Source organism: Bacillus sp. FSL K6-6540, from assembly GCF_038007545.1.
Genome location: NZ_JBBOXH010000001.1, coordinates 4,212,369 through 4,225,058 on the forward strand (window position 1 = coordinate 4,212,369; position 12,690 = coordinate 4,225,058).

Sequence of the window (12,690 nt, forward strand, 5' to 3'; positions counted from 1 at the left end):
CGTCCCGAGAAAATAAAAAACGCGCCGGACCTCATGGTCCCGCGCGCTTGGTATGCGGCAGGGAGGCCAACGCGAACAGCGTTAGCCCGCCCTGTAGATTTACAGGCGTGCTAACGCTGCTTGTGATGATGAAGTTGATTCGATTTGATGCTGTTCATGTCATAATCCCCTTCACTTTAAGCCATTGATTAAGGGGAATTATAGCGCAGCTGATCTATATATTCAAGGGCAATTCCTCTTAGATGGTTCGGGACCAATGGCGATGGGCCGCAATCGCATCAATGAAGGCTTGGCCGAACAGCTTCGAATCCTCATTCTCTTGAGCGACCACGATCCCTTCACCGCTCGCCGCCGGAAGCAGATTCATTCCTTCGGCGATGGCCGCGATCGGTTTGAAATGCTGATAAGCTTCCTTGATGAAGTCCAGCACCTTCTGCTCCGTCAGGAGCTCTGACACGCTTAGCGCCCCGCCCGCGACAAGCACCGCGTCGAATAACACGGAATCCGCCCCCAGGAGCGAATGTTTCACTTCCAGTTCTCCGCCGGATTTGCCTGCAATGACGCCAAGCTTCGGGCTAACCACTTCGGTGATGATGCCGGCTTGCTGAAGCTGCGCAAGCACGAACGGAAGCTCGTCCGTAAATCCATTGCCTGCAAGCACAGCCACCTTGCGCGTTAACGGGAGCTTCGCGGTGTTCATCATGCTGAGAGCCGGAGAGGAGTCTTGGGAAGCGGAGCCCCTGGTTTGGGGAGGAATGGTTCCTAACCCTTCCGAAATTCTTGTCGCGAGTTCGCTGTCCACATTCGCAAACAGGTCGACGATCTGCTGGCGGATCTCCTTCCGCTGCACTTTGCCAAGCTCGAACTGGAATGCGGATACGATATGCTGCTTCTCCACCTCGGACATGCTGTTCCAGAACAAAGCCGCCTGGCTGAAGTGATCCTTGAAGCTGTCGCTTCGGGCTTGCACCTTGCGACCCTCCACCTTCTCGGTATAATGCTCGTAGCCGCCTCGTTCGGCTGGAACGGGCTTCGGCGTGTTGCCCGCAATGCCGTTCTTATGATAGCTGACCGGCCCCTTATTGATGGTCATGCGGTGCATTCCGTCCCGTTGGTTGTTATGAACCGGTGCAATCGGACGATTAATCGGAATTTCATGGAAATTCGGCCCGCCCAGACGGGACAGCTGCGTATCGGTATAGGAGAACAGACGTCCCTGCAGCAGCGGATCATTGGTAAAATCGATGCCGGGCACGACATGACCTGGATGGAATGCAATCTGTTCCGTCTCCGCAAAGAAATTATCCGTATTGCGATTAAGCGTCATTTTTCCTATGATTCTGACCGGAATGATCTCTTCCGGCCATATCTTCGTCGGATCGAGGATATCAAAATCAAAATTGAATTCCTCGTCCTCCCCGATCATTTGAACGCCAAATTCGAATTCCGGATAGTTCCCCGTGTCGATGGCATCCCATAGGTCGCGGCGGTTAAAGTCGGGATCCTTTCCTGCCAGCTTCTGCGTTTCGTCCCACACGAGAGAATGAGTGCCCAGCACGGGCTTCCAGTGGAATTTCACAAAATGCGCCTTTCCTTCCTCGTTCACGAAACGGAAGGTATGCACGCCAAAGCCCTCCATCATTCGGAAGCTTCGCGGAAGCGAACGGTCCGACATCGCCCACATCACCATGTGCGCGCTTTCCGTGTTGTTAGCTACAAAATCCCAGAACGTATCGTGAGCGGACTGCGCCTGCGGAATCTCGTTATGGGGCTCGGGCTTTACCGCGTGAACGAAATCGGGAAACTTCATCGCATCCTGTACGAAGAATACAGGCATGTTGTTGCCAACCAGATCATAGTTGCCCTCTTCCGTATAAAATTTAGTTGCGAAACCGCGCACGTCCCGCACGGTGTCGGCTGAGCCCCTGGAGCCCGCCACCGTCGAGAACCGGACAAATACGGGCGTCACGACGGAAGGATCCTGCAGGAATTTGGCTTTGGTATAATCTTTCATCGATTCATATAACTGAAAATAACCATGGGCTCCAAAACCGCGGGCATGCACAATGCGCTCAGGAATTCGCTCATGGTCGAAATGCGTCATTTTCTCTCTGAAATGGAAGTCCTCCATTAACGTCGGACCGCGTTCGCCAGCCTTAAGCGAATGCTCGTCCTCAGAGACCGTAAGCCCCTGGTTCGTGGTCAAGCTCTTACCGTCATTGTCTACCGTAAATTGTTCCAGCTGTTGGTCCTTGCTCGTCTTGTTGTTGCTGTTGTTGACATTCGAATTGGAATTTGAATTGTCCATGATCGGAACCTCCTGGTATGTAGTAGATGTGTCTCTGACGAGTGTTTCCCTTGGTAACAGGTCCGCTTGCGAACCCGTCATCTAATTACCCTGCAATATGGAATACGAATCCAGTTTCATGCGACCTTCATAAAAAGCTCATGCAATCGAGCTGCAGGCTTAGCGCCGGGACATTCAACGTCTTTCCCTTGTCAATAAAAAAAGCAGCCTCCCTCTTCAGAGGTCGGCCGCAATGTAAAACTGTAATGGCTTAAATCCCTGTCAGTTTATCCGGATTTCTCACGATATAGATATCCTGCAGCAATCCATTCCGGATATTGAAGAAAACGACGCCCGTTACGTTCCCGGCTTGCCGGAAAACAACCCCAGTTTGATGGTTCAATTCCCTGACCTCGATCTCCGGCGCAACACCATCCTCCAGCAGTGCTTGGCGCAGAATGCCGCTAAGAAAACGGGCAACCCGCTCCCGGGTTTCGACCGGCCTTGCCGCCGCGATCACTTTACCGCCGCCGTCGGCCAGAAGGACGGCATCGTCCGCCAGCAGGGACAGGACATGTTCGGCGTTTCCCTCGGACAGGGCCGTGAAGAATCGCTTTACCCATTCCTCCTCGACGGACCCTACGCCAATCAGGTCCTCCTCCGTGATCCCCATTTTTCCTCTTGCCCTGCTCATAAGCTTGCGGCAGTTGGCCTCGGTTTTATCGATCAGCCCGGCGATTTCCGGGTAATCGAATCCCAGCGCTTCCCGCAGGACGAATACGGCCCGCTCCGAAGGAGACAGACGTTCGAGCAGAACCAGCATGGCATAAGAGAGCAGCTCGTGGTTCTCGACGGTCTCATAGGCCTCGCCGTAGGATTCGGGAATCGGCTCGGGAAGCCAAGGACCGAAATACTGCTCTCTCCGATTTCTGGCTGACTTGATCTCGTCGAGACAGCGATTCGTCACCATTTTGCACAAATAGGCTTTGGGCTCCCGTATTTGTTTGATGGGAAGGCTTTGGACCTTCACGAACACATCCTGTACCGCATCCTCTGCATCCGTAACCGTTCCGGTCATTTGATACGCCAGATGAAACAGAAGACCCTTATACTGTTCATACAGCTCTAACATACCGTCTTTACATCCTTTCAAGCAGGATTGTCCCTTATCTAACGAACCATGCTGGAATAATTCCACATGAACGATTTGACCTTGTAAGCCAGCTTTCCTGTGATCATCAGATCCATTCCCCAGGCACGTGACCACACCAGGCCGTGTCCGGGTCCCAATCCAACCGTATACCCTTCATTTACGCTCCTGTGCTTGGCGGCTGGGGTTCCGGTTACATCCGCCTGCACGATGCCGCCAAGCCGCGCCGCTTGCGGAATCGCTTCCTTGCATGTCATCCGGTCTGCGGCACCGCTTACGGGATCGACCACATGCGCGCAATCGCCGATGCCGTATACTCCCGGCGCATCCTTGACACGGTAGCTTTCATCGACAACGATCTGCCCGTCCGCCGTCACGGGCAGCCCCAGGCCTAGCAGCGCGGGGTTCGGAGCCAGACCAAGCGTCCACACCGTAAGGCCGACATGGATGGAAGCTCCTTCAAGAAAATGAAGCTTCCCCTGTTCCTCCTTAAGCGCTCTTCTCCCCTGATGAAGGACTATGCCAAGCTCGGTTAGATATCGTTCAAGCCGTTTCCCTACTTTGGCAGGCCCTTCGAGGAACAAGCGATCCTGAGCATTGAACAGATGCACCTGAATATGTGCCGGGTCTAAACGGAGCTTACCCGCCTCAGCCCGCATCGCGTGAATCAGCTCGGCCGACGTCTCGATTCCGGTAATGCCTGCACCGGCAACGGCAATGCTCATCAGCCGCTGCTTCTATTGCGCATCCGTTTCTGCTGCCGCAAGCCTAAGATTGGACTGCCAGCGTTCGCGGATACGTTCCGCCGCTTCCATGCCTGTCAGCGATATGCCGCCTTGTTCCGGTGCTGCCTGGCGCACGACGCTTCCAATCGCCATCACAAGGACATCATACTCCATCCTATGCTCCTGCCCTCTGCCGTCTTCCAAGTTCAGCAGCTTGCTTTCCTTGTCAATGTTAGTCACCCTGCCCTGTATGAAGCGGGTGCCTTCCGGCATGACCTGTTCCCACGGGACGGTTATGCTTTCCCCACTAACGGCAGGGCGGAATAAAAGCACTTTCCGCACATGGGCGGACCCTTGATCGATAAGGAACAATCGCAGCTTTCTTCCGTTCAGCCCTTTCTGGCAGCCTTTATGAATGGCTTTGAGGGCATGTATGCCGGCAAAGCCTCCCCCTACGACAACGCATGTGAAATCCTTTATCAATACAACCCATCTCCTTTGGTTTATGCGATTTGCACATAACACGAGAAGGGGGCTGTTTTTGTGACATGACTGCCAACCTTTTTTAAGGGAACTGACTGCTCTTCATCAGCAAGTCCCATAAAAACTCTCTTTGCTGTCCGATTCCTCCTTAAAATCATGCCAATATGTTGCGCTAATCCTGCTTCACACGGTCCGATATCTCAACGAGGCGACGTATTCCCTCATCCAGCTGAACCTCGCTGATATAAGAGTAACTAAGCCTGATCCAGGATTCCATCCGATCCAGCGGATCGCATATCCGTCCGGGAACAAACGCTACCGATTCCGCCAAGCATTGCTGCAATAACGCATCCACGTTGATCGTTTCCGGCAGCCGTATCCATAGATTCAAGCCGCCTCCCGGGCTGCTCCAGCTCCAATCCGTAGCCGCCAGCAGGTTCTCCATCCTCGCTTTTCGAAGCTCCAGCGCAATCCGAAGCTTGGCCACATGCTCCTGCAGCCTGCTGGAGAAGAAATAATGCTGAAAGATCTTTTGCGTCAACAAGGGCGTACCGTTGTCCGAAAGCGCCTTAACCGGTACGATTACCTTCATCAGCTCCGGACGTGCGGCCAGGACCGATATCCGCAGGCCAGGGGCAACGTATTTGCTGAAGCTTCGAATATGAATGACGTAACCCTCGGTATCGTAATAAAAAAAGGGCAGCGGCGGCGGATCTCCAAAATAAATGTCGTGATAAACCTCATCCTCCACCAGAATGCATTCATATCGTTCGGCTAGTTCAACCAGCGCCTTGCGCTGCGTTGCCGGTACCGTATATCCTGTCGGGTTTTGAAACGTCGGGTTCATGTAGAACAGCTTCGGCTTCTCCGTCCGCATCATATATTCGATATGTTCCAGGTCGTATCCTTGCGGCGTAATCTCGATGGGGAGCAGATTGACATTTTGCTGAACAAAAACATCAATCGCCGGGCTGTATGTCGGCCGTTCGATCAATACAGCATCTCCGCTTTTGACGAGCGAACGCGAAATTAGATCAATCGCTTGCTGGGATCCCGTCGTAATCAGCAGTTCTTCCGGATGAACCGCTATGCCCTGCTTCTCCATGAAATACCGGGCCATTTCCTCGCGCAGCTCCAAATCTCCGGACACCGAAGAATAAGTGCTTAATACCTTCGGATACATGTCAAACACTTGTTTGACGTGGTTGGACAAGAATGCATTCGGCAGCAGCGCAGGATCGATCAGCGCTTCCGACATCTGGTAATCGACCTGATGCCTGTGAATGTCGGACAAGCGGCTGCGATTGACGTACAGCGATCTGGCCTGATATTCCCAAGGCGGGCTGAATGCAAGGGATTCCGCCGAAACGTCTTCTGCCTTACTCGCCACAAAATACCCTGATTTATATTTCACTTCCACGATGCCATCCTCTAACAGCTGTTGATAAGCCTTCAACACCGTTAATCGATGAACCTTCAAACGCTTCGCCATAACCCTAACCGACGGCAGCTTGTCAGACTCCTTCCACTCCCCTGTTGCAATGCCTTTTGCAATGGTGTCATAAACCAGCTGCTGCAATGTTCGTTTTCCTGCCTTTTCATCCATCATCGAAAGCTTCATCCGTACTTTCCCCCTGATCTATTTGCAGGCGCATCTGTTCTATCAGACCCAAATCTGTTCTATTAACTACCTATTATAGTATAGAAAAAGGAGGATGCAGCATGATTATTTTTAACTACTTATTAATGTGCGCCATTTTCAGCACCACGTTTCTCGCGATCAAAATCGGCGTGGAGGCTGGGCTGCCGCCATTTCTCTCGGCGGGGCTTCGATTTCTTCTGGCGGGCGCCTTCATCTTCCTGTGGATGATATTGCAGCGCAAGGCAAAACCGAGCCTGCTCTTGCGCAAGGAATTCCTTCTGATCGGGATGACCAGCACGTTTCTGACGTTTGCGACGCTGTATTGGGCCGAGCAGCATGTAGCTTCTGGCATTGCCGCCATGCTGTCGGCTACGGGCCCCATGATGATCCTGATGATTCAATCCGTTGTCATGCGGAAGAAAGCCCGACGCAGCGATTACTGGGGCTGCGCGGTCGGATTTGCGGGCGTGTGCGTGCTCATCATGCCCAAGCTGGCGATCGGGAGCGACCTCATCTGGATTCTGAGCTGCATGATCATCCTTATAGGCGAAATCGGTTATAGCGTGGGCTCGCTTGCTACCCGCAAACTGTCCTTTGACATGCCGGATATCTCGCCGATTACGATCAATGCGGTGCAGATGATGCATGGGGGCTTGGCTTTATTGCTTCTATCCTTGTTCAGTGAACGCGGGCAATGGACTGGGCTGACAACGATGCCGGCCATAGGATCCGTCTTATATTTGACAATCGTCGGCTCGATGCTGGGCCATAGCCTGTATGCCTGGCTGCTAAAAGCGACGAATGCCTTTTTCCCGTCCACCTGGCTCTTCGTGTCGCCGATCATCGCGCTGGGACTCGGTGCATTTCTGTACGGCGAAACGATTTCACTTTATTCGGTCCTAGGCAGTTTGTTCATTATCGGCGGGATTCTGATCGTGAATCTGCCTGAGCTCCGGACACGTTTCATGTCGCGCCGCATGGCATCAAGCTCAGGATAAAGCGTGGCATGGTTCCCCGAATGAATGGACAAACGGAAACGGCTGCGACCCGTAATTCTCGTTACGTGTCGCAGCCGTTATGCTATGCGTTTCTATTGTTATGTTACGATCCCTAATCCACTTTGGCACGATAAGCATCCGCGGTCAGCAGTTTGCCTAGCGCTTCGTCCAGATCGCCTTCCACCTCTACCTCCATAATCCATCCGCCCTCATACGGCTCTCCGTTCACAAGCTCAGGCTGGTCTTCCAAGGAGGTATTCACTTTCGTAATGGTTCCGGAAACAGGGGAATACAGCTCCGAAACGGTTTTGACCGACTCAATGGTGCCGATGCTATCGCCTGCGGAAACCGCAGCGCCCGTCTCAGGAAGCTCTACGAATACGATATCGCCCAGCTGGCACTGCGCATGATCGGAAATACCGACGCGCACCACATTCCCATCAACCCTCAATGCCCATTCATGATCGTCGCTGTACACCAAATTCTCTCTGATTTCGCTCATTTTCGAATACTCCTCTTTTCTTAAAAAAATGAAATTAAGGTGAATGAAAAAAAGGACGCGAAAAAAGGCTTTCGCCTTCTCTCTGTCCTCGGTACCTGAGAGTTTGTGATCGGCCGCCTCTTAACGGTTCGATCTTTCCCCTTGGGTGGCTTGCGCACTCTCCAGAGCTGCGTCGGATGGCGGTTCGTTTACCTGAGAGATTACTCGTCAGCCCGGCAGGCATAACGGTTTGCTCCTTCGGTGCCGCTCGGGTTATCCCCAACTCGTTAGCGGTCTCTCCCATCCATCGTCATTCGCATATTCGGTTGGCTTATTCTCCCACAGAATAAAACAGGGACGAGTCGATGTCAAGATTTCTAACAAAAATTTTAAACATGAACAAATTTTTGATGAAATAAAGGTTGACACTTTATGGAGAGGCACGTTTATAATAATCACAAGAACGTAGGAAGATGACAACTCAATATGTTTCACGCGGATGATGGTATTGGGAGAGATTACCGACAGACTGACAGGTAGCGCCGAAGGAGTAAGCCGGATCACACGGTGAATCTCTCAGGCAAAAGGACCTTTACCGGACGCACCTCTGGAGAGAATTCTGAATAAGGAATCACCCACGGGGAAACTCACACACGCTTGACACAACACTAACATGACATGTGGGGTAACTCTCAGGTACAAAGGACAGAGCAGAAGGATTACGCAACGAGCGGGCTTTTTGAGCACGGCTTGTTATCCTTCTGTCTGTCCTTTTTTGGTGTTTCCCCGATAGACCATGCCAATTAAAGAGGTGAAGAGATGAGTTCATTACAACGTACACCGCTTTACCCGCTTTATTCCGATTTCCCTTCTACTCGCTGCATCGATTTCGGCGGCTGGGAATTGCCCGTGCAATTTTCCGGCATCGTGCAAGAACATGAAGCCGTACGCAAGCACGCCGGCCTGTTCGACGTCTCCCACATGGGTGAATTTATGATCAGCGGACAAGACGCCGAAGCTTTCATCCAGAACATGACCACGAATGACGTCACCCGAATTACGGTCGGTCAGGCCCAATATACGCTAATGTGTAATGACAACGGCGGTACGGTCGATGACCTGCTAGTTTATAAACTGTCGTCGGATCGATTCATGCTGGTTGTGAACGCATCCAACATCGATAAGGATCTTCAGTGGCTTCATGAACACGTCACAGGTGATGTCGCCATCCGGAACGTATCCGCGGAGACGGCACTGATTGCACTCCAAGGACCTGCCGCCGAGAACATCTTGTCGAAGGCAACCTCGGAGACGCTCGGCGATCTCCCCTCCTTCCATTTTATCCAGAACGCGCAAGTATGCGGCCATGCCGCCTTGCTCTCACGGACCGGTTATACCGGTGAAGACGGCTTTGAAATTTATTGCTCCGCCGGGGATGCGCCGGATATCTGGAGAGGCCTGTTAACCGCGGGGGAAGACCATGGACTCATTCCTGCCGGACTTGGTGCGCGCGATACGCTCCGCTTCGAGGCGAAACTGCCATTGTACGGACAGGAGCTTTCGAGCACGATCTCACCGCTTGAAGCCAGCCTCGGTTATTTCGTGAAGCTGGACAGCGGCGATTTCATCGGACGGGAAGCGCTTCAACAGCAGAAACAAGACGGTGTGCCGCGTAAGCTGGTTGGCATTGAGCTTATTGATCGCGGTATCCCGCGGTCCCATTACCCTGTATTCAACGGTAATGGTGAACCGATCGGTGAAGTGACCAGCGGTACTCAATCTCCCTCTCTCAAGCGAAATCTCGGATTGGCCTTGATCGAAACCCCTTATGCAAGCTTGGATTCCGAGGTATGGGTCGAGATTCGCGGTAAGAAATTAAAAGCCAAAGTGGTTAAAACACCATTCTATAAAAGAGGAGCTGCCTTATCATGAAGCATCGTTACTTGCCTATGACAGATCAAGATCAGGCCGACATGCTTGCCGCCGTCGGAGCGGAGACCATCGAAGACCTGTTTGCCGATATCCCTAAATCCGTCCGATACAACGGCGTCCTCCCGATGTCGAAACGGCTGGGCGAGCCAGAGCTGCTGAAGCATATGCGCCGCTTGGCGGACCGCAATGCCGATTTCGACCGGTATACCAGCTTTCTCGGAGCCGGATTGTATGACCACCACATTCCCGTCGTCCTCAATCATGTGATTTCCCGCTCCGAATTTTACACGGCGTACACGCCCTACCAACCGGAGATCAGCCAAGGCGAGCTGCAAGCGATCTTTGAATTTCAATCTTATATCTGCGAATTGACCGGCATGAAAGTAGCCAATGCCAGCATGTATGACGGTTCAACGGCACTGGCTGAGGCAGCGGCGCTTGCCAGCGGGGCAACCAAACGAAAGAAAATCGTTATTTCCCGAGCCGTTCACCCGGAAGCCCGGGAGATCGTTCTGACTTCGGCTCACGGCCTCGATCTGGAAGTCGTTGAAGTCGGCATCGTTAACGGCGTTACCGACCCGGATGCGCTCGCCGCTGCCGTTACGGATGACACGGCAGCCGTGCTTCTGCAATCGCCGAACTTCTTCGGCTGCATTGAGGACGTGAGATCGATCGAGCCCTTGGTTCATGATCAAAAAGCATTGCTCGTGCTGAGCGTAAACCCGCTGTCGCTCGGGCTGCTCGAATCCCCTGGCGTGCTTGGGGCCGACATCGTTGTCGGCGATGCCCAGCCGCTCGGCATTCCTGCCTCTCTCGGCGGACCGACCTGCGGATTCTTCGCGGTATCCGAACCGCTGATGCGCCGCATTCCCGGCCGGATCGTGGGCCAAACCGTCGATAAGGACGGAAAGCGCGGCTTTGTGCTGACGCTGCAGGCACGGGAACAACATATTCGCCGGGAAAAAGCAACGTCGAACATCTGCTCGAACCAGGCGCTGCTCGCGCTGTGTGCCTCCGTTTATATGTCTACGCTGGGTAAAGCCGGCATTCAGGAGGCAGCGCTTCTGAACGTGCGCAAATCCCATTACGCTGCCGACCTTGTCGCCAAGGGCTCCTTATCCCTCCCATTCAGCTCTCCGTTCTTCAATGAATTCGTAGTGAAGCTGACGGATGGAACCAACGTGAAGGAGATCAACTCGAAGCTGCTGGAGGCCGGTTATATCGGCGGTTATGATCTTGGCTCTTCGTACCCTGAGCTTCATGGATGCATGCTGATCGCCGTGACCGAACGGCGGACGAAGGAAGAAATCGACCAGTTTATTGGTGAATTGGAGGCGATTGTATGAAACCGGAAAAAGCCTTGATATTTGAACTCAGCAAGCCCGGCCGCGTCGCCTATTCCCTGCCCGAATGCGACGTACCGGAAACCGACGCCGCTTCATTCATACCGGAGAGCCTGCTGCGCAGCAAACCGGCCGAACTGCCTGAGGTATACGAAGTGGATGTCATCCGTCACTATACCGAGCTGTCGCGACGGAATTTCGGCATCGATAACGGTTTCTATCCGCTCGGGTCATGCACGATGAAATACAACCCGAAGATCAACGAGGATGTTGCCCGTTTTGCCGGTTTTGCCAAGATTCATCCGTACCAGCCTGAGGAAAGCATTCAGGGCGCACTGGAGCTGCTGTATACCCTTCAGAACGACTTGGCCGCATTGACCGGCATGGATCAAGTAACGCTGCAGCCTGCTGCGGGTGCCCATGGCGAATGGACGGGGCTGATGCTGATTCGCGCCTACCATGAGAGCCGCTGCGAGAAACGCACCAAGGTCATCGTACCCGACTCCTCTCACGGCACGAACCCGGCCAGCGCAACAGTAGCCGGTTACGACACGATCACGATTAAATCCAATGAACGGGGCATGGTGGATCTGGATGCCCTCCGCGCCGTCGTTGGTGAGGATACGGCGGCCCTTATGCTGACGAACCCGAGCACGCTTGGCCTGTTCGAGGAGCAGATCGTGGAAATTGCGGAAATCGTGCACGACGCCGGCGGTCTGCTGTACTATGACGGAGCCAATTCCAACGCCATCATGGGAATTACCCGACCAGGCGACATGGGCTTTGACGTGGTCCATCTCAACCTGCACAAAACGATGAGCACACCCCATGGCGGAGGTGGTCCCGGCGCTGGCCCTGTCGGCGTGAAAAGCCTGCTGATCCCGTTCCTGCCGAAACCGATCGTGTCCAAGCGCGAAGACGGCACCTTCTACTGGGATTACGACCGTCCCCAGTCGATCGGCCGCGTGAAGGCGTTCTATGGCAACTTCGGCATTCTGGTTCGTGCCTATGCGTATATTCGCACCTATGGACCGGAAGGACTTCGTCGCGTGTCCGAGCTCGCCGTGCTGAATGCCAACTACATGATGCATCGTCTGGCTCCTTATTACGAAGTAGCCTACCCGGGCTTATGCAAGCACGAATTCGTGCTGTCCGGCAGAAAGCTGAAGGAGTACGGCGTGCGAACCCTGGACGTTGCCAAGCGGCTGCTCGATTTCGGCTATCATCCGCCAACCATCTATTTCCCGCTCAACGTGGAGGAATGCATCATGATCGAGCCGACCGAAACGGAGAGCAAAGAAACGCTGGACGGTTTCATTGACACGATGATCCAGATCGCAAAAGAAGCCGAGTCTACGCCGGACGTTGTCATTAACGCCCCTTACACCACGGTTGTGAAGCGCCTGGACGAAACGACGGCCGCGCGCAAACCGGTATTAAACTGCACCTGCGGATAGCGCAGGAGTTGATCCGTTATAATAGCTTAACAGCTATCGACATGCTTTCTGAGAAGCCAGACCGCATACAGCGGCTGTTTTCTTGCAAGCTAAAGATTAGATGTGGTACGTCTCTGAATTTCATGCTCTCTAATCTCTTAAGAAAGGGTGTCCCTCACCGTACAAGCGGCTGTTGGGACACCCTTTTTAAAT

The 12,690-nt window shown here is 53.4% G+C and carries 8 protein-coding genes, 1 pseudogene and 3 riboswitches; of the genes and pseudogenes, 4 read left to right on the top strand and 5 right to left on the bottom strand.

Annotated features, from left to right (window positions below; all coding sequences use genetic code 11):
• Window positions 1-238: 238 nt before the first annotated feature.
• The 4 genes and pseudogenes from MHH82_RS18465 to MHH82_RS18480 form a co-directional block, all read right to left on the bottom strand.
• Window positions 239-2,308 carry a catalase gene (locus MHH82_RS18465; protein ID WP_340967248.1) on the bottom strand — a complete coding sequence of 690 codons (2,070 nt, stop codon included), beginning with the start codon at window positions 2,306-2,308 and terminating at the stop codon, window positions 239-241.
• Between the two features lie 250 nt (window positions 2,309-2,558).
• A complete protein-coding gene (locus tag MHH82_RS18470) occupies window positions 2,559-3,419 on the bottom strand; it encodes an RNA polymerase sigma-70 factor (RefSeq protein WP_340967250.1) in 861 nt (286 codons plus the stop codon).
• Window positions 3,420-3,457: 38 nt separating this feature from the next.
• Window positions 3,458-4,645: pseudogene (locus MHH82_RS18475) on the bottom strand (NAD(P)/FAD-dependent oxidoreductase).
• A gap of 172 nt (window positions 4,646-4,817) precedes the next feature.
• Window positions 4,818-6,266 carry an aminotransferase-like domain-containing protein gene (locus tag MHH82_RS18480; RefSeq protein WP_051425306.1) on the bottom strand — a complete coding sequence of 483 codons (1,449 nt, stop codon included), beginning with the start codon at window positions 6,264-6,266 and terminating at the stop codon, window positions 4,818-4,820.
• Window positions 6,267-6,367: 101 nt separating this feature from the next.
• Here MHH82_RS18480 and MHH82_RS18485 point away from each other — a divergent pair, with 101 nt between their 5' ends.
• Window positions 6,368-7,285 carry a DMT family transporter gene (locus MHH82_RS18485; RefSeq protein ID WP_036660846.1) on the top strand — a complete coding sequence of 306 codons (918 nt, stop codon included), beginning with the start codon at window positions 6,368-6,370 and terminating at the stop codon, window positions 7,283-7,285.
• Window positions 7,286-7,397: 112 nt separating this feature from the next.
• Here the strand turns inward: MHH82_RS18485 and gcvH are convergent, their stop codons facing one another.
• Window positions 7,398-7,787: a glycine cleavage system protein GcvH gene (gene gcvH / locus MHH82_RS18490; protein ID WP_036660848.1), complete on the bottom strand. Its 390-nt coding sequence runs from the start codon at window positions 7,785-7,787 to the stop codon at window positions 7,398-7,400.
• A 170-nt stretch (window positions 7,788-7,957) separates the two neighbouring features.
• A riboswitch (glycine riboswitch) is annotated at window positions 7,958-8,080 on the bottom strand.
• Between the two features lie 185 nt (window positions 8,081-8,265).
• Window positions 8,266-8,368: riboswitch (glycine riboswitch) on the top strand.
• 3 nt (window positions 8,369-8,371) lie between these two features.
• A riboswitch (glycine riboswitch) is annotated at window positions 8,372-8,477 on the top strand.
• A gap of 108 nt (window positions 8,478-8,585) precedes the next feature.
• Here gcvH and gcvT point away from each other — a divergent pair.
• The 3 genes from gcvT to gcvPB are packed head-to-tail and all read left to right on the top strand — an operon-like array spanning window position 8,586 to window position 12,498.
• Window positions 8,586-9,698, top strand: a complete 1,113-nt coding sequence (gcvT, locus tag MHH82_RS18495; RefSeq protein ID WP_096774154.1) for a glycine cleavage system aminomethyltransferase GcvT — start codon at window positions 8,586-8,588, stop codon at window positions 9,696-9,698.
• Window positions 9,695-11,044 (top strand): aminomethyl-transferring glycine dehydrogenase subunit GcvPA, encoded by a 1,350-nt coding sequence (gene gcvPA / locus MHH82_RS18500; RefSeq protein WP_036660850.1) that lies wholly within the window; start codon window positions 9,695-9,697, stop codon window positions 11,042-11,044. The genes gcvT and gcvPA overlap by 4 nt, the downstream gene beginning before the upstream one ends.
• Window positions 11,041-12,498, top strand: a complete 1,458-nt coding sequence (gene gcvPB, locus MHH82_RS18505; protein ID WP_036660851.1) for an aminomethyl-transferring glycine dehydrogenase subunit GcvPB — start codon at window positions 11,041-11,043, stop codon at window positions 12,496-12,498. The genes gcvPA and gcvPB overlap by 4 nt, the downstream gene beginning before the upstream one ends.
• Window positions 12,499-12,690: the final 192 nt, after the last annotated feature.